The 19,162-nt window shown below is 71.2% G+C and carries 14 protein-coding genes; 7 read left to right on the top strand and 7 right to left on the bottom strand.

Features of this window, described 5'->3' with window-relative positions; all coding sequences use genetic code 11:
- From uxuA to QBJ89_RS15930, 4 genes are read left to right on the top strand one after another with little or no spacing between them, the layout of a single operon-like run.
- Nucleotides 1–1,227, top strand: a complete 1,227-nt coding sequence (uxuA, locus tag QBJ89_RS15945) for a mannonate dehydratase (RefSeq protein ID WP_277981464.1) — start codon at nt 1–3, stop codon at nt 1,225–1,227.
- Nucleotides 1,224–2,636, top strand: coding sequence for a glucuronate isomerase (gene uxaC, locus QBJ89_RS15940; protein WP_277981463.1), 1,413 nt, complete (start codon nt 1,224–1,226; stop codon nt 2,634–2,636). Before uxuA ends, uxaC begins: the two co-directional genes overlap by 4 nt.
- Entirely contained in the window at nt 2,633–4,027 is a 1,395-nt protein-coding gene (locus QBJ89_RS15935; protein ID WP_277981462.1) for a mannitol dehydrogenase family protein, read from the top strand. Before uxaC ends, QBJ89_RS15935 begins: the two co-directional genes overlap by 4 nt.
- 55 nt (nt 4,028–4,082) lie before the next feature.
- A complete protein-coding gene (locus tag QBJ89_RS15930) occupies nt 4,083–5,357 on the top strand; it encodes an MFS transporter (protein WP_277981461.1) in 1,275 nt (424 codons plus the stop codon).
- A gap of 115 nt (nt 5,358–5,472) precedes the next feature.
- On the opposite strand, the gene QBJ89_RS15925 is transcribed toward QBJ89_RS15930, so the two are convergent.
- Entirely contained in the window at nt 5,473–7,674 is a 2,202-nt protein-coding gene (locus QBJ89_RS15925; RefSeq protein WP_431522548.1) for a penicillin acylase family protein, read from the bottom strand.
- Nucleotides 7,675–7,849: 175 nt separating this feature from the next.
- Here QBJ89_RS15925 and QBJ89_RS15920 point away from each other — a divergent pair, with 175 nt between their 5' ends.
- On the top strand, nt 7,850–9,805 hold the full coding sequence (locus tag QBJ89_RS15920) for an ATP-binding protein (RefSeq protein ID WP_277981460.1): 1,956 nt from the start codon (nt 7,850–7,852) through the stop codon (nt 9,803–9,805).
- Between the two features lie 210 nt (nt 9,806–10,015).
- Complete coding sequence (locus QBJ89_RS15915; protein ID WP_277981459.1) at nt 10,016–10,195, top strand: hypothetical protein; 180 nt, start codon at nt 10,016–10,018, stop codon at nt 10,193–10,195.
- 9 nt (nt 10,196–10,204) lie between these two features.
- On the opposite strand, the gene QBJ89_RS15910 is transcribed toward QBJ89_RS15915, so the two are convergent.
- The 6 genes from QBJ89_RS15910 to QBJ89_RS15885 all read right to left on the bottom strand — a co-directional run bounded on the left by QBJ89_RS15910 (nt 10,205) and on the right by QBJ89_RS15885 (nt 15,499).
- Nucleotides 10,205–10,540, bottom strand: a complete 336-nt coding sequence (locus QBJ89_RS15910; protein ID WP_277981458.1) for a protealysin inhibitor emfourin — start codon at nt 10,538–10,540, stop codon at nt 10,205–10,207.
- Complete coding sequence (locus tag QBJ89_RS15905) at nt 10,540–11,619, bottom strand: M4 family metallopeptidase (RefSeq protein WP_277981457.1); 1,080 nt, start codon at nt 11,617–11,619, stop codon at nt 10,540–10,542. The genes QBJ89_RS15910 and QBJ89_RS15905 overlap by 1 nt, the downstream gene beginning before the upstream one ends.
- A gap of 20 nt (nt 11,620–11,639) precedes the next feature.
- Nucleotides 11,640–12,422, bottom strand: a complete 783-nt coding sequence (locus tag QBJ89_RS15900; protein WP_277981456.1) for a hypothetical protein — start codon at nt 12,420–12,422, stop codon at nt 11,640–11,642.
- Between the two features lie 10 nt (nt 12,423–12,432).
- Complete coding sequence (locus tag QBJ89_RS15895; protein WP_277981455.1) at nt 12,433–13,425, bottom strand: hypothetical protein; 993 nt, start codon at nt 13,423–13,425, stop codon at nt 12,433–12,435.
- A 498-nt stretch (nt 13,426–13,923) separates the two neighbouring features.
- The gene (locus tag QBJ89_RS15890; protein ID WP_277981454.1) at nt 13,924–14,307 is read right to left on the bottom strand and encodes a hypothetical protein; all 384 of its coding nucleotides are present in this window, start codon (nt 14,305–14,307) and stop codon (nt 13,924–13,926) included.
- Between the two features lie 118 nt (nt 14,308–14,425).
- Nucleotides 14,426–15,499: a phosphatidylinositol-specific phospholipase C1-like protein gene (locus QBJ89_RS15885; protein ID WP_277981453.1), complete on the bottom strand. Its 1,074-nt coding sequence runs from the start codon at nt 15,497–15,499 to the stop codon at nt 14,426–14,428.
- Nucleotides 15,500–15,693: 194 nt separating this feature from the next.
- Between QBJ89_RS15885 and QBJ89_RS15880 the strand changes: the two genes are divergently transcribed.
- The gene (locus QBJ89_RS15880; protein WP_431522547.1) at nt 15,694–18,927 is read left to right on the top strand and encodes a glycoside hydrolase family 2 TIM barrel-domain containing protein; all 3,234 of its coding nucleotides are present in this window, start codon (nt 15,694–15,696) and stop codon (nt 18,925–18,927) included.
- Nucleotides 18,928–19,162 lie beyond the last annotated feature (235 nt).

The raw sequence follows: 19,162 nt of genomic DNA, 5'->3' as shown, positions 1-19,162 counted from the left end.
ATGGCGCGACAGGACGGGCGGGTGCGGTGGATGACGCAGACGATGCGCTGGTTCGGCCCGTCCGACCCGGTGACGCTGCGCGACATCCGCCAGACCGGCGCCACCGAGGTCGTCACCGCGCTCCACGAGGTGCCCAACGGCGCCGTGTGGAGCGCAGCGGCGATCGCCGAGCGGCGCGCGACCATCGCCGCGGTAGGGCTCGGCTGGACCGTGGTGGAGAGCTTGCCGGTCCACGAGGAGATCAAGACGCGCGGGCCGCGCTGGAACGAGCTGGTCGACGCCTATCGCTCGAGCCTGCGCCATCTCGCCGCCGCAGGCATCCGCGTCGTCACCTATAATTTCATGCCGGTGCTCGATTGGACCCGCACCGATCTCGGCTGGGAGCTGCCCGACGGCGCGCGTGCGCTGCGCTACGAACATGAGGCGGCCGCCGCCTTCGACCTCTTCGTGCTGCGCCGCGCCGGCGCCGAACGCGACTATGCCAGCGACCTGATCGAGCGCGCCGAGCGCCGCCTCGCCGGCATGGACGAGGACGCGCGCCGCCGGCTCGAGCGCAACATCATCGCCGGCCTGCCGGGCAGCGAGGAGAGCTTCTCGATCGAGGACTTCCGCGCCGCCCTGGCCAGCTATGATGGGGTGGATGCCGCCGCGCTCCACGCCCATCACGTCGCCTTCCTCGAGGCGGTCTGCCCGGTGGCGGAGGAGCTCGGCCTGCACCTGGTGGTCCATCCCGACGATCCGCCCTTCGCGCTCTTCGGCCTGCCGCGCGTGGTCAGCACCGAGGCCGACGTCGCCGACCTGTTCGCGCGCGTGCCGAGCCGCGCCAACGGCCTGTGCTTCTGCGCGGGGTCGTTCGGCGCGCGGCCGGACAACGACCTGCCGGGGATGGTCGACCGGCTCGGCGAGCGGATCGGCTTCCTCCACCTGCGCTCGGTCCAGCGCGAGAGCGGCGATGCGCGCGGGGGAACGTTCCACGAGGCGGCGCACCTCGAGGGCGACGCCGGCATGACCGCGGTGATCGCCGCGGTCCACCGTCTCCAGCAGCGCGAGGATCGCTCGATCCCGATGCGCCCCGACCACGGACACCAGATGCTCGACGACCTCTCGCGCGTGACCAATCCCGGCTACTCGCTGCTCGGCCGGATGCGCGGGCTCGCCGAGCTGCGCGGCGCCGAGCGCGGCATCGCCCACGCGCTTGCCGGGGCGCGCGCGGAGGCGCTGGCATGACGCGCGCGCTGCGGCTCCATCCCGATCGGCTGTTCCCGAGCGATCCGATCCAGCGCGACATCGCGCGCGCGCTGTACGCCGAGATCGGCGCGCTGCCGATCGTCAGCCCGCACGGCCATACCGATCCGCGCTGGTTCGCCGAGGACTCGCGCTGGCAGAATGCGACCGAGCTGCTGCTCGCGCCCGATCACTACGTCTTCCGCATGCTCCACTCGCAGGGCGTCGCGCTCGACGATCTCGCCATCCCCTCGCGCGCCGGTACGCCCGCGACCGATCCGCGCGCGGCGTGGCGCGTCTTCGCGGACCATTACCACCTGTTTCGCGGCACCCCGTCGCGGCTGTGGCTCGACTATGTCTTCGCCGAGGTGTTCGGCTTCGACGTCGCGCTCGAGGCCGAGACCGCCGACCTCTATTACGATCGCATCAACGAGCAGCTGGCCACGCCCGCCTTCCGCGCGCGCGCGCTGTTCGACCGGTTCGGGATCGAGTTTCTCGCGACGACCGAAGGGGCGGACGATCCGCTCGACTCGCATCGCCGGATTCGCGAGTCGGGCTGGGGCGGGCGCATTGTCACGACCTATCGCCCCGACGGCGTGATCGACGTCGAACATGAGCAGTTCAAGCCCGCGATGGCGCGTTTCGCCGAGCTGACCGGCGAGGATGTGTGGTGCTGGCGCGGCTACCTCGCCGCGCACCGTCAGCGCCGCGCCGACTTCCGTGCCGCGGGCGCGACCGCGACCGACCACGGTCATCCCAGCGCGCGCACCGCCAACCTCTCCGCCGGCGAGGCCGAGGCACTGTTCGCGCGGATCGCGGGCGGGAGCTGGGACGCGGCGGACGCCGAGCTGTTCCGCGCGCAGATGCTCACCGAGATGGCCAAGATGAGCGTCGAGGACGGGATGGTCATGCAGCTCCACCCGGGATCGTACCGCAACCACAATCGCCGGCTGTTCGAGAGCCACGGCCGCGACAAAGGCGCCGACATCCCGCTGCGGATCGAGTTCGTCGAGGCGCTCAAGCCGTTGCTCGACGTGGTCGGCAACGATCCGCGCTTTACGCTGATCCTCTTCACGCTCGACGAGACCACCTATGCGCGCGAGCTGGCGCCGCTCGCGGGCCATTACCCGTGCCTGCGGCTGGGGCCGGCGTGGTGGTTCCACGACTCACCCGAAGGCATGTTGCGCTACCGCGAAATGACGACCGAGACCGCGGGCTTCTACAACACGGTCGGGTTCAACGACGACACCCGCGCCTTCCTCTCGATCCCGGCGCGCCACGATGTCGCGCGGCGGATCGACTGCCATTATCTCGCGCGGCTCGTCGCCGAGCATCGGCTCGAGGACTGGGAGGCGGCCGAGCTGGCGCGGGATCTCACGGTCGGGCTCGTGCGGAAGGCGTACAAGCTGTGAGCGGCGCGGAGCGGCTGTCGCCTGCCACCGTCGATCGGCTGCCCGAGAGCGTCATGCGCCCTGGGTACGACCGCACCGCGCAGGCCACTGGGATCGTCCATCTCGGGCTCGGCGCCTTCCACCGCGCGCATCAGGCGGTCTATACCGATGCGGCGATGTCGGCGGGCGACCGCGACTTCGCGATCACCGGCGTGTCGCTGCGCTCGCCCGCGGTGGCGGAGGCGTTGCTGCCGCAGGACGGGCTCTACACCGTGACCCAACGCTCCGCCGCGGGCGAGCGGGTCGCGCTGGTCGGTGCGCTGCGCGACATGCTGGTGGCGCCGCGCGACGGCGAACGGCTGCGCATGGTGCTCTCCGCACCCACCACGTCGCTCGTCACGCTGACCGTCACCGAGAAAGGCTATCACCGCGGTCCCGATGGCGCACTCGACGTCGCTTCGGTCGAGACGGCGGGGGGCACGATCTACCACCATCTCTCGCGCGCGCTCGCGGATCGCCGCGCCTCCGGTGCCGGCGGCCTGACGCTGGTGAGCTGCGACAATCTCGCGCACAACGGCGCAGCGCTCGCGGCCTCGCTCGGCGCGTGGCTCGATCGCTCCGATCCGGGCCTGCGCGCGTGGTTCGAGGCGGAGTGCGCCTGTCCGTCGACGATGGTCGACCGCATCGTCCCCGCCGCGCGCGACGCCGACCTGGAGCGCACCGCCGCCGCGATCGGCCTGTACGACGCCGCCGCAGTAACCACCGAGCCCTTCATGCAATGGGTGATCGAGGACCGGTTCGCGACGCGCCGTCCGCGCTGGGAACTGGCCGGCGCGCAGCTGGTAGCCGATGTCGCGCCTTATGAGTTCGCCAAGCTGCGGATGCTCAACGGCGCGCACTCGGCGCTTGCCTATCTCGGGCTGGAGCGCGGGCATCAGTTCGTCCATCAGGCCGTCGCCGATCCCACGATTCGCGCCATCGTCGAGCCGCTGATGCGCGACGAGGCCGCGGCCAGCCTCACCCCGGCGCCGGAGCAGGACCTCGGCGCCTACGCCGACGCGCTGTTCGCGCGCTTCGCCAACCCGGCGCTGCCGCATTCGCTGATCCAGATCGCGATGGACGGCTCGCAAAAGATCCCGCAGCGCTGGCTCGCGACCTTGCGCGCCAGCGCAGCGAAGGGCCGCCGCTGCCCCGCGACACTGACGGCGCTGGCGGCGTGGCTGCGCCACGTCCGCGGCGACGGCGCGCCGGTCAACGACCCGATGGCGGAGCGGCTCGCGGCGCTGTGGCGCGAGGTCGGCGAGAGCGGGATCGTCGCGTCGCTGTTCGGCGAGCGCGGGCTGTTCGCCGACCATTGGCAAGCCGACGCGGAAGACCGCGCGGCGCTCGACGCGCGGCTGCGCGACGGTTGAAACGAGAGGGCGGCAGGCGCCGCTGCGGGAGGGTCGAGTGAGTTCAGCAGCTGAGGTGAGTCCGCCGGCGGTCAGGCCGCGCGGGCGCGTGCGCTGGACGATCTGCGCTCTGCTCTTCTTCGCCACCACGATCAATTACATCGACCGCCAGATCATCGGCATCCTCAAGCCCACCTTGCAGACCGAGCTGGGCTGGAGCGAGGTCGATTACGGCATGATCGTCTTCTGGTTCCAGGCGGCCTATGCGATCGGCCTGCTCGCCTGTGGCGCGGTGATCGACCGGATCGGGTCGAAGGTCGGCTATGCCGTCGCGATCACGCTATGGAGCCTCGCCGCGCTGTTTCACGCGCTGGTGCGCAGCCCGAGCGGCTTCGCGCTGGCGCGCTTCGCGCTGGGGCTGGGCGAGTCCGCCAACTTCCCCGCCGCGATCAAGTCGGTTGCCGAGTGGTTCCCGAAAAAGGAGCGCGCGCTTGCCGCGGGCATTCTCAACGCCGGCGCCAATGTCGGCGCGATCGCGACTCCGATCGTGGTGCCGATTCTCGCGCTCCGCTACGGCTGGCAGGCCGCCTTCATCATCACCGGACTGCTCGGTTTTGCCTGGCTGGCGGCGTGGCTGGCCTTCTATCGCGCGCCAGCGCAGCACCCGCGCGTCTCGCCCGAGGAGCTGGCCTATATCACCTCGGACCAGCATGCCGACGAGCTCAACGCCGCGGCGCCGCGCCCGTCTTGGGCGTCGCTGTTCCGGCACCGCGGCACCTGGGCGTTCATCGTCGCCAAGTTCATGACCGACCCGGTCTGGTACCTGTTCCTGTTCTGGCTGCCCGACTTCTTCGCCAAGCGCCACGGGCTCGACCTCAAGACCTTCGGCCCGCCGCTGATCGCGGTCTACCTGCTCGCCGACGTCGGCAGCATCGGCGGCGGGTGGCTGTCGTCCTGGCTGATCAAGCGCGGCTACAGCGTCAACGCCGGACGCAAGCTGGCGCTGCTGGCGAGCGCGATCCTGGTGCTGCCGATCTTCTTCGCCACCACGGTCTCCAGCCTGTGGGCGGCGGTGGCGATCATCGGCGTGGCGGCGGCGGCGCACCAGGGCTGGTCGAGCAACCTCTACACGATGGTGTCGGACACCTTCCCGTCGCGCTCGGTCGCTTCGGTGATGGGGATCGGCGGCGCGGCCGGCGCGGTCGGCGGCATGATCATGGCGCGCTACGTCGGCGAGGTGCTCGAGCGGGTCGGGAGCTACCTGCCGGTGTTCGTCTGGGCGGGCAGCGCCTATCTGCTGGCGCTGCTGCTGGTCCACCTGCTGGTGCCGCGGTTGGAGGTGAAGGCGTAAGCAGGGCTTGTCCGTCCATCATGAATCGGCGCCGGCGAACTGACACCATCGCTTCCGTCATCCTGAGACGAGTTCAGGATGACGGAAGGGAGAGGGAGAACGCAGTCCCAGCCGCTCACTCCCCCGGCCGGTAACGGCGCTCGACATGACCGGCGAGCTCGTCGGGGTAGAAGTAGATCGGCCGCAGCGCTCCGCTGGCGTAGCGTTCCACCTGGTCGACGAAGTGGCGCGACGCCGGGTCGCCGCTCTGCCCGCCGGCCATCACCGCCGCCGCGCGCACCCGCGGCCCGAACTCGATCACCGCGACGAAGCTGTTGCCGCTCGTACCGTAAGAGCGCCGTGTTCCCGGCCAGCGCTTGGCGCCGAAGGAGGCGAGGCTGCCCCATTGCGCCGAGGTGAAGGGCACCGGTACGGAAGCGCGCGCGTCGTCGAAGTGCGGCGCGATCGAGTCGTCGAGCCGCTGGAAGCGGTTAATCTGCGCCCAGGGCGTCCGCCACGTGCCGAAGTCGCGCGTGAGCCGCGCCACCGCCGCCTCCAGCGCGGCGAGCTTGGCCGCCGCGGTGACCCGCGTCGCGATATAGTCGGGGACGTTGACTCGCTCGACCTGCGCGACGTCGCCGACCTCGCGCCACAGCTGGTCGCCCCAGAACACCGCGAGGCTGGTTGCGACCGACTCCGCCGCCCAGCGGTGATCCCAGCGCTCCAGTTCGGCGATGGGGGCGGCGAGCGCCGCGCGCCGCGGATCGGTCGCCGGTAGCGCGCGCCATGCGGCCACGAGCGGCGGTAGCAGCCGGGCGAAGGCGGGCAGGTAGGAGTCATACGCCGCGGCGCGCAGTGCCTCGACGGTCCAGCCGCTCTTGCCCTCGAGCAGCAGGTCGGCGTGCGCGCCGCGCGCGTTGCCGCCGGTCTGGTCCATGTAGCGCGGGTAGTCGGCGGCGCGCGGGCTGTCGGCGCCCGCCGCGGTCCACGGCCAGTCGTTGGTGTTGTGGACCCAGCCGGTGCGCGGGCTGAGCACGCTCGGCAGCGTGGCGAGCGCGTGCAGCCCATGCCAGTCGGTGCGCGGGTCGCTGCCGTCGACCGGACGGGTGTAGTCGAAGCGGTCGGCGCGGCGCGGCATGAACTGCGGCATGAGGAAGGCTATCTCCCCTCTGTCGTCGGCGAAGATCGTGTCGTTGGAGGAATTGGCCTTTCGCCCGGCGATCCGGAGGTAGGCGGCGAGGTCGGTGGCGCGGGTGCGCAGCCAGCTCTGCTCGAGCGCGGGACGGGGCCGCCACATCAGCGCGGTCGCGATCCAGCGCCCGTCGCGCTCGGCGGTGATCGGGCCGTGATGCGTCCGCCACGTGGTGAAGCGCCGCTCCGCCATCGTGCCGTCCGTGCGGCGGTAGCGCAGCGACACCGCGCGCGCCGCGACCGGCCGCCGCGCCTTGCCGTAGCGATAGGTCCAGCCGGCGCCGCGGCGCTCGACCCGCTCGGCGAACTCGTCGACATTGTCGACGGTCGACGAGGTGTGCATCCAGCCGGCGTGCGCGTTGAAGCCCTGGTAGACGAAGAACTGGCCCCAGGTGCTCGCGCCATAGACGTTCAGCCCGGTGTCGCTGCTCAGCTGCGCCTCGGAGCGGAAGTAGAAGCTGGTGTGCGGGTTGATCAGCAGCAGCGCGTGGCCGTCGCGGGTCAGCCGCGGCGCGATCGCGATGCCGTTCGAGCCCGACGGCTCGCGTGGCACCACCCCGCGCTCTTCCGGCGTGGGCGGGGTCGGACGATCGTAGAAGCTGCGGAGCGCGCTCAGCGGGATGCGCTCGACGTCGCCGCCGATGCTGCCCTCGGTGAAGCTCAGCGCCATCCACGGCTCGTAGCGGGTGAGCACGCGCGGCCGCACCGCGGGATGGGTGGCGAGATAGAAGTTGAGCCCGTCCGCCCAGGCCTGGGCCAGCGCGCGCAGCCACGGCGGGCAGGCGGCATAGCCCGCGCGCAGTTCGGCGTCGTCGACGAAGAGGCGCTGGCGCAGGTCGGCCCAGAGCGCGGCCTCGCCCTCCGCCTCGGCGGTGCGGCCGAGCGCGGTGAGGTAATTGGCCTCGACGCGGGCGAGATCGTCCTCGGCCTGTGCGTAGCTCAGCGCGAATACCGCGTCGGCGTCGCTGCGGCCGTGGACGTGCGGGATGCCCCAGTCGTCGCGCGTGATCGTCGACGCGGCGGCGTGGCGGCGCCAGCGCAGGGCCTCGCGCTCGGCGGCGTCGGCTGGCGCGGCGAGCGCGACCAGTGCGGCGACCGCGGCGACGCGACGGCGAGGGCGGCGGCGGAGGAGCGAAAGGCGGTCGATCACGGCAGCAGGATAGCTGCGCCGCCGGCGGAGGCAACGCCGCGCGCGCGGCTCCGTCGCGCGCCATCATCGCTGGTTCTTCTTGAAATGAGTCAGTAGCCTGCGAGCGAGCGGCCGCGACACGGCGATGCCGCGTGAGACCAGGGAGCCGAGCGCGGGTGAGGGAGATCGACGCATGAGGCGCTCGCTCGCCCTGCTCGTGCTCGCGGGCGTGATCCCGATCGTGGCGCTGGGCGGCACGTTCGGCGCGCTGACGCTGCGCAGCGAGCGCGAGGCGGTCGCCGCGCGCGGTCGCACCGACGCCAATCTCGCCGCCGCTTTGGTGTCGCAGACGCTGCGCAGCAACGTCGCCGCGGTCGCGATGGTGGCGCAGTCGCCCGCGCTCGACGGCGCCGCGCCGGACATGACGCGCTTTGCGACGCTGGCGCGCCGCATCCTCGCGAATCAGCGCGACTGGCACGCGATCACGCTTACGGACACTCAGGGGCGCGTGGTGTTCAGTACGGCGCCGGCCGGTGCGGCGGCGATGCCGCTCGCCGGTCTCGATGCGGCGGCGCTACGACGGCTGCGCGAGCGCGGCGAACCGCAGATCGGGACCTTCTCGGCGGTGAGCGACGGTGCGCGAGTCTTCCCCGTCGCCGTGCCGTTGGGCCGGGTGGGGCAGGTGCGTTATGTCGTGGCCGCGCTGGTGCCGGCGGCGCGGCTCGAGCGGCTGCTCCGTGTCGAGCCGCTGGCGCCGGGCTGGACCGCCTCGATCATCACCGACGCCGGCTCCGCGTTGATAGTGCCGCGCGCCGCGGCTCCGCTGATCCACACCGACCCGCGACCGGTCGAACTGTGGATGCCGGTGAGCGGGGCGCGCTGGTCGATCCGCATCACCGCGCCGGCACAGGCCTTTCTTGTCCCGGTTCGGCGCGCCGTGCTGCTGCTGCTCGCCGCGGCGGCGCTCTGCGTCCTGCTGCTTGGCCTGCTCGCGCGGCTGCTCGCGGTCGAGCTGCGGCAGCAGCGTCAGCGCAGCGCTTCCGAGCTGCAACGCCAGCGGATGGAGACGCTCGGCCGGCTGACCGGCGGCGTCGCGCACGACTTCAACAACCTGCTGACGCCGATCATGATCAGCCTGGAGCAGCTGCGGCGCCACGCTGCCGACGCGACCTCGACGCGCCACGTCGACGTCGCTATGGCCGGCGCCGAGCGCGCACGGCTGCTGGTCAGCCGGCTCCTCGCTTTCTCGCGGCAGCAGCAGCTGTCGCCCGAGCCGGTCGAGCTCGCCGCGCTGATCGACGGGCTGATGGACCTCATCGAAAAGTCGCTGACGTCGGCCATCACGATGACGGTCACGGTCGCGCCCGAACTCCGCGCGGCCGAGGCCGATCGCGGGCAGCTCGAGCTCGCCATCCTCAACCTCGTCATCAATGCACGCGACGCCATGCCCGACGGCGGCGCGCTGCGGCTCTCGGTCGCGCCCGCCGAGCCGCGTCATGTCGCGGGCCTTGCCGCGGGCGACTATGTCGCGATTACCGTCTCTGACACCGGCAGCGGCATGGACGCGGCGACGATCGCGCGCGCGATCGATCCCTTCTTCACCACCAAGCCGATCGGCAAGGGGACCGGATTGGGGCTGTCGATGGTCGACGGCTTCGCCTCGCAGTCGGGCGGCGCCTTCCTGCTCGAGAGCGAGCCAGGCCGGGGGACGAGCGCGCGGATCGTGCTGCCGTGCAGCGCGCGAGCGGCGGTCGCGGCGCCGCTCGCCGCCGTAGCGGCGGGCACGAGCGCGCTGACGATCCTGCTGGTCGACGACGACCTCCGCGTGCGGCGCGCCACGGCCGAGGTGCTCGCCCAGGCCGGTCACACGGTGATCGAGGCCGCCGACGTAGACGAGGCGCTCGGGCTGCTGTCGTCGCGGGGCGCGGTCGACGTCGTCGTGACCGACTTCATCATGCCCGGTCGCTCGGGCGCCGAGCTGATCGAGCAGCTACGCGCCGATTGGCCGCGGGTCGCGGTGCTGATGGTGACGGGCCACGTCGAGGACGATGGCGTGCTGCCCGATGGCGTCGAACTGCTGCGCAAGCCCTATCGCGGCGCCACGTTGCTGGCCGCGGTGGAGCAGGCGGTGCGCCAGCGCGGCAGATAACGGGCGCCGGGAGGGTGTCGCGGTCGATTAAAGGCACGGGCCGCTTATCTCCGTCCCGATGCGCCCAGATCGCACTGTGGCGCGTTAAGACGTCGAGCGGAGGAATACGACAGTCGTAACGAGAGGTCAGCGTACCCCGCTGCCGATCGTCGCGGCAGACGCGTCCGCCCCGGCACGGGCTTCTCCCGCGCCGGCGAGGAGGAGCCTATCATGCGCGACAGCGAGACCTTCACCGCCAACGCCGTCCGCTGCCGCGAGGAAGCGGATGCGGCCACGCTCGACAACGTGCGCGACCGTTGCCTGCGGGCCGAGGCAGCCTGGGTCGCGATGGCGTCGCGCAGCCGCCGCTCCGAGAAGGCGCGCGACGAGCGGGTTTCCGCCGCCGCCTGAACGGCGCGATCAGGCGCCGCCGCGCTCGCGCGTGATGCGGCGCACCGTCGCGACCAGCGCGGCGAGCTTCGGATCGTGGATCGGTTCGGCGAGCTGCAAGTCGCGGCTGCGGCCGTCGATCGTCAGCCCGATCGTATAAGTGCGCGCGTCCGGGCGTGGTGCGGTGGGCTGGGGCGCGCAGTCGAAGAAGCTCGCCTCGTCGGCGAGCCGCGCCAGCTCGGCGCGCTCGTCACCGCCCAGCCGCTCGAGCGGCACGCATGAGTCGGTGGCGCGACCGGGCAGATGGGCAAAGCCGCCCTCCACCCGCATCCGCGCCTCGCCGCCGCCCCCCGCCTCGTCCGCCATCAACTCACTCCGACATCGCTCCACGCCGTGCCGACCGCCGCCGCCTCGACACTGCCCGTGCCGTACAATCTTCCGGCCACGTCCACCGTCACCCGCGCGAACGCGGCGAAATCGGTGTTGGCCCTGACATTGGGGTCGAGCAGCGCATTATACCAGATCGTGCCGGCGCGGTCCCAGGCGTTGCCGCCGATCGCCGTGGCGGCGAGGTAGAACGCGCGGTTGGGAATGCCCGAGTTGATGTGGACGCCGCCATTGTCCTGATTGGTGCGGACGAAATCGTCCATGTGCGCGGGCTGAGGATCCTTGCCGAGCACGGGATCGTCATAGGCGGTGCCCGGCGCCTTCATCGAGCGCAGCGCGCTGCCCTTCACCTTGGGCGTGAACAGCCCCTCGCCGATCAACCAGTCGGCCGCGGCGGCGTCCTGGCCGAGCGCCTTCTGCTTGACGAGCGATCCGAACACGTCCGAGATGCTCTCGTTGAGCGCGCCCGACTGGTTGAAATAGGCCAAGCCCGCCTCCTTCTCGGTGACGCCGTGGGTCAGCTCGTGGCCGATCACGTCGAGCGCGAGCGTGAAGCGGTTGAACAGCGCGCCGTCACCGTCGCCGAACACCATCTGCGTGCCGTCCCAGAAGGCGTTGTCATAATCCTGGTCGTAATGCACCGTGGCGTCGAGCGGCAGGCCGGCGTCGTCGATCGAGTTGCGCTGATAGGCTTCCCAATAGAGCGCGAAGGTGGCGCCGAGCCCGTCATAGGCCTCGTCCGCCGCCGCGTCCCCGGTCGGCGCGTCGCCCTCGCGGCGCACGACGACGGCGCCCGGCGCCTCGGGCTTGTGCTGGGCGTCGCGGATCGTGCGCAACGGGCTGGGGGCAAGGATGTTGCCCGCCGCGCTGCGCAGTCGCGCGACGCTGCCCAGCACCGGCCCGGCGGTGGCGGCGCGCACGAACCGGATCGAGGGATCAACCAGCAGCGCACGGATCGCCGAGCCGCGCAGCTCGGGCGGCCCGTGCTCGGCGATGCGCGAAAGGATATAGGGCGGCAGGATGCAGTGGATCGCGTGGCGATGGGTGAGCGTGCACATCGGCGTCTCTCCTTGGCAGATCAGCGGCGGGCGCGGCGCAGCCATAGCGGCGCGAGCGCGACCCAGATGATGGTGACGAACGCGAGCAACTGGCGCGTCTGCTCGGCGCCGCCGGGCAGGTAGCCGAACCCGCCGAGCGCGGCGGCGTAGAGCAGGAAGGAGGCCAGCGCGACCGCGATCGCGGAGGCGTCCGGCTGGCCGCCGCTGTCCTGCGTGCCGAACCAGCGCAGCGCGACGACGAAGGCGCCGATCACCGCGATCAGGATGAGCCGCACCGAGCGGTCCTCGCCCGCGATGCTGGTGGCGAGCGGGTAAAGCGCCACCGCTTCCACCGGGAAGAGCTTGGCTAAACTGGTGTAATAAGGCTCGATCGGGGGCGCCGCGGTCGCTGGCGCGAGGGCCGGCCGCGCTGGCTCGTCGCGCGCACGGTCCAGCCGCAGCGCGCCGCGCAACAAGGGTGCGGACGGGCTCGAAGCGACGCCGTTGGGCGGCTCGGCGCGCAGCACGGCGGTGGCGCGCTCCACCGCGGCGGCGTAGCGCTCCACCGCGGCGTCGCTCGGCGTCAGTCCCTCGCCCGCGCGACGCGCCTCGGCCGAGCGGTCGAGCACCGCGGCGAACACCGCGGCGTCACCCGGGACGGTGATCAGCGTCGCGGCGAAATGATCGAGTGCGTCGCCCAGCGCAGTGCGCAGCCCGAACAGCCGGTCGAAATAGCGCGGCAGGAAGCGCCCGTCGGCGACATAGGATTGCACCTGCTCGGCAAGCGCGTCGGCGGCGGCGAGCGCCTCGGCGTAGCGGGTCATGCCATCCTCCTCACAGCGGGCGCGCGATCGTGGCGACCAGGTCGAGCGCGCGCGCGATCCGATCGAGGTTGAGCTTGGCGGCGGCGCGGCGCTGCGTCGGGGTGAGCTGCCCGGACAGCGCGGCGCGCAGGTCGGCCTGTGCGGTGGACGCCAGCGCGAGCGCGTCCGCCACCGCCGCAGCGCGCGCCGGACCGGTGCGCGCCGCCTCGCGCGCGGCGAACACGCGCGCGGCGAGCTGCTCGCGCTGCTCCGCGGTGAGGTCGGTCCGGTGGCGCAGATAGGTGCGGAACAAGGCATTGCCGTACAGGTCATCGGCAGTGCGCGCGGCGGTGCGGCCCCAGCCCTCGACCTCGCCGCGCAACTCGGCCAGCGCCTCGTCGACCGTGTCGCCGCGCTCTTCCACCAGCGCGCGCACCTTGCCGGCGGTGCGCGCCTCGCGCGCGAGCTCGGCGGCGAAGGCGGCGAGGGCGACGAGGCTCTGCCCGCGCGGTGTCGCCGGATCGGCGTCGGTCACCCCCGCCGCGGCGACGACGCGGCCGACCCGCTCGGCAAAGGCGGTCAGCTCGGAGGAGGTATCGGCCTGAGGGGCGGCGACGATCGTTGCCAGCGCCTCGACATAGTCCCCGACCGCGGCGAGCAGCGCGACGCGCGGCTCGAGGAGCGCGCGCGGGCTGGTACCGACTTCGATGCTGAGGACGGCATAGCCGGGCGCGGGCGTGACGCCCTCGGGGCAGAGCGATGCCGGCGGCGCGGCGGCGCTCATCGGTACCTGGATCTGGAGCGGCGTGGCGGGAAGGCAGCTGGCATCGCTGGCGACCAGCGCCGCGGCAGCGTCGCGGCGGCGCTGTTCGACCGAGTCGAGATAGGCGGCGGTGGCGGAGACCGCCTCGCGCCCGCGCGCGCTGACGTCGGAGGCGGCCTGGATCCGCACCGCGTTCGTCGCGCAGCCGGTGAGCAGCAGCGCGGCGGCCAACGCGGCCGGCGGTGGGACGGGTTGGCGCATGGCGGGCGACTTACCTCCATCTCAACGGGCGAGATCGCCGAATCGGGTCACGCCGCGATCCATGTTCCACACCTGTTCCATGTAGGACAGCGCAAAGCGGTGGACGGCCACAGAAAAGGCGGGTGGCACGGCCGCAAGCAGCGCGGGAAGCGGGTTGGGCGCGTACGCGCGGCGCTTGGATGGAGTCGGAGCTGATGTCTGACCCTCCGCCACCCCGGCGAACGCCGGGGTTCGGTTGGCAGAACTGCCGTGAGAGCCACCGGCTTCTCCCACCTCGACCCCGGCGTCCGTCGGGGTGGCGCGATGGTCATGTGCTCTAGGCAAAGGCAGGCACCGTTTCGACACCTGCCACTTGCAGGGGGGCCAATGCCGCCGGTCGGGGCTCTGCCCGACCATCTGCACGGCACGGCCGCGTTCGGAGGCGAGGACATCAATGGGGTCGGCCTGGCGCTGGCACCACGCCGCGGTGCAGCCCGTGAGACGGGCAGGCGTTCGCCGCTACGCCGCCGCCGAGTCCGCGCCGAGGAGCCAGGCCTCGGCCTGCTCGACCGTCTCGAAATAGCCGGCGGCGCGTTCGGCCGCGGCGCGGCGAATCTGCGAGCGCGCGAGTGAGCGCGCCACGACGAAGGCGAGGCGCCGCGAGGCGTGGCGCGGGTCTGCGAGCACGGCGCGGAACTCGGCGACGCTGCCCTGCGCCTGAATGTCCATCTCGCGGATGTCGACGAGCGTGACATGCGCGTTGGCGCCGCAGGTGAGCAGGGCGTGCGCCGCGTCGCGCGCGGCGACGAAGCGCGCGATAGCGGCGGCGTCGAAGAAGCCCGACATGGTGATACGCACCAGTGCGCGCGACACGTCGACCTGGATGAGGAAGTGCTCGGTCATCGCCGGGCGGCATAGTCGAGGATCGGTAAAGGGTGCGTTAGTCGCATGGGTGGATGGGCGAGACGTCGGCGAACAACTGGCGCCGGAGAGTTGCCGCCGCTGGTGCCACGCTCAATGCTCAGCGCTCCCCGACCGCGCACCCCTTCGGCCGGCGCACCGGGTTGCAGCGCGCGACTCCGCCGCCGGGCAGCGCCACGTGATAACCGCCGGGGAAGCGCGGGTCGGGCCAGAGATAGTCGGTCGACACATATTGCGCCCCGCTCGCCAGCGCGGTGTCGCGGCGGCGCGTGTCGTTGGTGCGTGCCTCGCGCGTCTCCGCGTCGGCGCGGGTACGCACGAGATAGCCCGCGGCGACGTCGCGGCGGATCCGCGCGGCGTCCGCCACCGTCTCGTTGAGCGTGAGATAGGCCGCCGCGGGCGAGTCCTCATCGGTGTTGATGAAGAACACGCGGCCCTCGAGCGAACGCCGCGTGCCGCGGTACAGCGCTACCTTCGCGGGCGGTTCGTCCATCGCGAACAGGATCTTGCCGCGCGCCTGCTCGAGCGTCGGCCAATTGTTCGCCAGCACCGCGTCGCGCAACGTCGGGTAACGGCCCTGGACGTCGTCTGGCGTGATCAGCTTGGCCGGCGGCAGCACCGCCCGGATCTCGGCGTCGAGCGCGTCATAGCCGGCGGCATCGGGCACGATCGAGTCGATCCCGCCGCGCGCCGCATTCTGCTCGTCCTTGACGTTGAACATCAGCATGATCGGCACGTGCCGCGGGTGCGCATCGGACCAGCGGCGGATGATCGCCAGGCACTCGGTCAGCAGCACGCAGCTTGATGAGTTGTCGATGCCGGGGATGTGGAGCACCTTGTAGCCCGCGCGGCGTAGCGCGGGATCGTCCGACCCGCGCGCGTAATGCCCGCCCTGCGGATCGTAGTTGACGTCGATCTCGAGCTGGCGCGCGCCCTTGTCGAGCTGCTCGCTCAGGTCACGGTGCGCATAATCGAGCGCGTCGGCCAGCTTCGGGTCGGCGGCGCGGAGCCGCGCCATGGTCGCGGCGGGCATCGCGCGCTTGTAGCTGTTGTGGGTGCCGATCACCTGGAGGTCGTTAAGTCGAAGCGGCGCGGCGTCGCGTGCGGCGTCGCATGCGGTGGCGGGGGCGGCGAGGAGAGCGGCGAGCGCGAGGGCGCGGGTGAGACGGATCATGCGCGCGGCCCTAGGGAGCGCACGTGAAACTGGCGTGACAGCGTCGGCCAGCGCCCGAGTCTCCGCCGCCTTCAGCAATGGTTTGCGCTCAACATCAGCGGTTTGCGTGAGACCGCTTGTGCCGCCGCGGCGTGGTATTATCGTCAGACAATAGCAGGGTGGCGGAAGGCTGCCCGCAGGGGAGGAAAGAGGGAATGCGCTCGCTGTTGCTCGCCGGCGTCGCCGCCGCGTCGCTGGTCATGCCGCTCGGATCGTGGGCCGCCGCGCAGGGCATGCCGCAGGTGCAGCCGGTGCAGGTCGACCCGTCACGGCCCGACTGGGAGAACCCCGCGGTCAACGCGCGCAACAAGCTGCCCGCGCATGCCACCGGCTTCCCGTACGAGACGCGCGCGCTCGCCATGGCGGGCGCGGAGGCGCGCTCGTCGCGCTACGTCGCGCTCGATGGTACGTGGAAGTTCGCGCTTTCGCCGAGCTCGGACGACGTGCCCGGGGGGTTCGAGAAGCCCGACTTCGACGTCGCGGGATGGAAGGACATTAAAGTCCCCGGCGACTGGCAGGCGCAGGGCTTCGACCAGCCGCGCTACAACAACGTCACCTACCCGTTCCCCGCCAACCGCCCGCTGATCCCGCACGCGACCAACCCGGTCGGCTCGTACCGCCGCGACGTGGACGTGCCCGCCGGCTGGCAGGGCAGCGACGTGATCCTCCACATCGGCGCGGCGGGTTCGGCCTATGAGATCTGGGTCAACGGCGAGAAGGTCGGCTATTCCGAGGATTCGAAGCTGCCGAGCGAGTTCGACGTCACGCGCTTCGTCAAACCCGGGCGCAACATTGTGGCGATCCAGATCCACCGCTGGTCCGACGGCAGCTACCTCGAGGACCAGGACTTCTGGCGCGTCTCGGGGATCGAGCGCTCGGTCTATCTGCTCGCCGCACCCAGGACGCGCGTGCGCGACGTGTTCGTCCACGCCGGGCTCGACGACGCCTATCGTGACGGCAAGCTCGCGGTCGAGGTGGCGGTGAGCGGCACGGCGGCCGCGAGCGCGCGCTACGTGCTGATGGACGGCGACCGTGTGCTGCAGCAGGCGCGCGCCGCCGTGGCGGCGGGTTCGGGTGAGCGCGCGGTGACGCTGAGCGGCACTGTGGCGAACGTGCGGCCGTGGACCGCCGAGACGCCCAACCTCTACACGCTGCTGGTCGAACTGTACGACGCCAAGGGCGCGCTGATCGAGTCGAGCGCGCGCCAGATCGGCTTTCGTACGGTGGCCATCATCGACGGCCGCGTGACGGTCAACGGCAAGCCCATTACGATCCGCGGCGTCAATCGCCACGAGCACGACCCAGAGACCTTCCACACGATCACGCGCGCGTCGATGGAGCGCGACGTGCAGCTGATGAAGCGCAACAATATCAATGCGTTACGCATGTCGCACTATCCCAACGACCCGTATATGTACGAGCTCGCCGACCGCTACGGCCTCTATGTCATGGACGAGGCCAACGTCGAGAGCCACGCCTATATGGAGGCGGGCAACAACCACCCCGACGATCGCGCCAAGCTCCAGATCGGCTTCGACCCGGCGTGGAAGGACGCGCACGTCAGCCGCGTCACCAACATGATCGAGCGCGACAAGAACCACGCCTCGGTGATCTTCTGGTCGCTCGGCAACGAGGCCGGGATCGGGCCGAACTTCGAGGCGGGCGCGGCGGCGGCCAAGCAGCGCGACCCGTCGCGGCTGCTCAGCTATCTCGGCTGGGGCACGTGGGAAGGCGTCCACGACCATCGTCCCAATTACTTCGCCGACATCTATGCGCCGATGTACGACACGGTCGAGAAGATGCGCGACTATGCCGTCAACTGGCGCTTCAAGCAGCCGATGATCCAGTGCGAGTATGCGCACATGATGGGCCAGACCGGCGGCAATCTGAAGGAATATTGGGACACGATCTACGCGCATCCCGATAAGCTACAGGGCGGCTTCGTGTGGGACTGGGTCGACCAGTCGATGTACCGCTTTACCAAGGACGGGCGGCGCTATTGGGGCGACGGCGGCGAGTACGGCCCCAATCCGGGCGGCGACATCGAGTTCGGCGACGGCCTGCTCCAATCCGACCGCACGCCCAACCCGCAGCTGTACGAGCTGCGCAAGGTCTATGCGCCCGCGCAGTTCGACGGCTTCGATCCCGCCACCGGCCGCGTGACCGTGCGCAATCGCCACGACTTCCGCGACCTGTCGGGCTTCAGCTTTGACTGGGAGCTGGAGGAGGACGGCGTGCCCGTCGCCAAGGGGGGGCTGGCGCCGCTCGCCACGCCCGCGCGCGGCGCGGAGACGATCGCGCTGCCGCTCGCCGGCTATCAGCGCAAACCAGGTGCGGAATATTTCGTGACGGTCAACGTCCACGCCAAGGAGGGCGCGGTCCCCGGTGTCGCGGGTGGTACCTTGCTCGGGTTCGAGCAGTTCCAGGTGCAGCCGGGCGCCGCCACCGCGCCGGCCGCTGCGAAGGGAGCGGTAGCGCTCAAGCAGGAGCGCGGCGCAATGACGCTTTCCGCGAACGGCGCGACGCTCACGATCGATCGCACCACCGGGCTGGTGCGCGCCTATGCGCAGGGCGGGCGGACGCTCGCGAGCGGTGGCGCGCCGCATTTCTGGCGCGCGGTGACCGACAACGACCTCGGCATCGGCACCGATCGCAAGCTGGCGATGTGGAAGGCGATGAGCGACACGCGGCGGGTCACCGCGGTGCGCAGCGCGCGCACCGATACCGGCGCCGAGGTCACGGTCGATTATGCGCTGGGCGACGGCGCCGCGACCTTCACCACGCGCTATGCCATGGCGGCGGACGGCGGCGTCGCGGTCGACGGGCAGTTCACGCCGGTGAAGACCGACCTGCCCGCGCCGTTCCGCGTCGGGCTCGCCTTCGCGATGCCGACCGACCTCACCGAGGTGGAATGGTACGGGCGCGGGCCGCATGAGAGCTATGTCGATCGCAGGACATCCGCGCCGATCGGGCTGTGGCGCGGCAAGATAGCGGAGCAGAACCACGACTTCATCCGCCCGCAGGAGACCGGCAACAAGGTCGACGTGCGCTGGATGGAGCTCTCGGGGGGCGGGCGGGGCGTGCGCGTTCAGGGTGACCAGCCGCTGATGATGAACGCGCTGGCTTTCCCCTATGCCGATCTCGACCGCCACACCCCGGGCACGTGGAAGTCGACCGACGTGGTGCCGCACGGCCAGGTCACGCTGCTGGTCGACTCGGCGCAATGGGGCGTCGGCGGCAACACCGAGTGGAGCCAGGCGGGGCTGCCGATGGCGCAGTATCTGACGCGGCTGGAGCCGACGCGCGTGACCTTCCGGCTCACCCCCTTCGCAGGCGAGGGCACCACGCCCGATCGCGCGCGGGCGGCGAGCGCGACCGGCGAGGACTGATCGCGCCTCGTCGCATCGTCTCGCGTGGAACGATCGGGCGTACACATGCGGCGTGCTCCCGCGGACGCAGGAGCCCGGGACCACGAACGTCACTCCTGCGGCTCTGGGCTCCGGCGTTCGCCGGAACACGGACCAATTGCCGTGGGTAAACGTTTGGCGCCACCGGCAGCGAAAGGTTAATGCCGCAGTATTTTCGTTTGCTGGGGTAAGTAATGACCCGGATCGGTGATAATTG

The organism is Sphingomonas phyllosphaerae, assembly GCF_029623345.1.
In the GTDB taxonomy this organism is placed as follows: domain Bacteria; phylum Pseudomonadota; class Alphaproteobacteria; order Sphingomonadales; family Sphingomonadaceae; genus Sphingomonas; species Sphingomonas phyllosphaerae_C.
The sequence above is the reverse complement of the archived record's forward strand: the minus strand, read 5'-3'. Positions and strand labels throughout refer to the sequence as shown.

Bases quoted from the DNA above. Each gene is read 5' to 3' on its own strand.
- uxuA (WP_277981464.1), top strand. From the start codon at position 1: ATGGCGCGACAGGACGGGCGGGTGCGGTGGATGACGCAGACGATGCGC.
- uxaC (WP_277981463.1), top strand. From the start codon at position 1,224: ATGACGCGCGCGCTGCGGCTCCATCCCGATCGGCTGTTCCCGAGCGAT.
- QBJ89_RS15920 (WP_277981460.1), top strand. From the start codon at position 7,850: ATGAGGCGCTCGCTCGCCCTGCTCGTGCTCGCGGGCGTGATCCCGATC.
- QBJ89_RS15915 (WP_277981459.1), top strand. From the start codon at position 10,016: ATGCGCGACAGCGAGACCTTCACCGCCAACGCCGTCCGCTGCCGCGAG.
- QBJ89_RS15910 (WP_277981458.1), bottom strand. From the start codon at position 10,540: ATGGCGGACGAGGCGGGGGGCGGCGGCGAGGCGCGGATGCGGGTGGAG.
- QBJ89_RS15905 (WP_277981457.1), bottom strand. From the start codon at position 11,619: ATGTGCACGCTCACCCATCGCCACGCGATCCACTGCATCCTGCCGCCC.
- QBJ89_RS15900 (WP_277981456.1), bottom strand. From the start codon at position 12,422: ATGACCCGCTACGCCGAGGCGCTCGCCGCCGCCGACGCGCTTGCCGAG.
- QBJ89_RS15895 (WP_277981455.1), bottom strand. From the start codon at position 13,425: ATGCGCCAACCCGTCCCACCGCCGGCCGCGTTGGCCGCCGCGCTGCTG.
- QBJ89_RS15890 (WP_277981454.1), bottom strand. From the start codon at position 14,307: ATGACCGAGCACTTCCTCATCCAGGTCGACGTGTCGCGCGCACTGGTG.
- QBJ89_RS15885 (WP_277981453.1), bottom strand. From the start codon at position 15,499: ATGATCCGTCTCACCCGCGCCCTCGCGCTCGCCGCTCTCCTCGCCGCC.
- QBJ89_RS15880 (WP_431522547.1), top strand. From the start codon at position 15,694: ATGCGCTCGCTGTTGCTCGCCGGCGTCGCCGCCGCGTCGCTGGTCATG.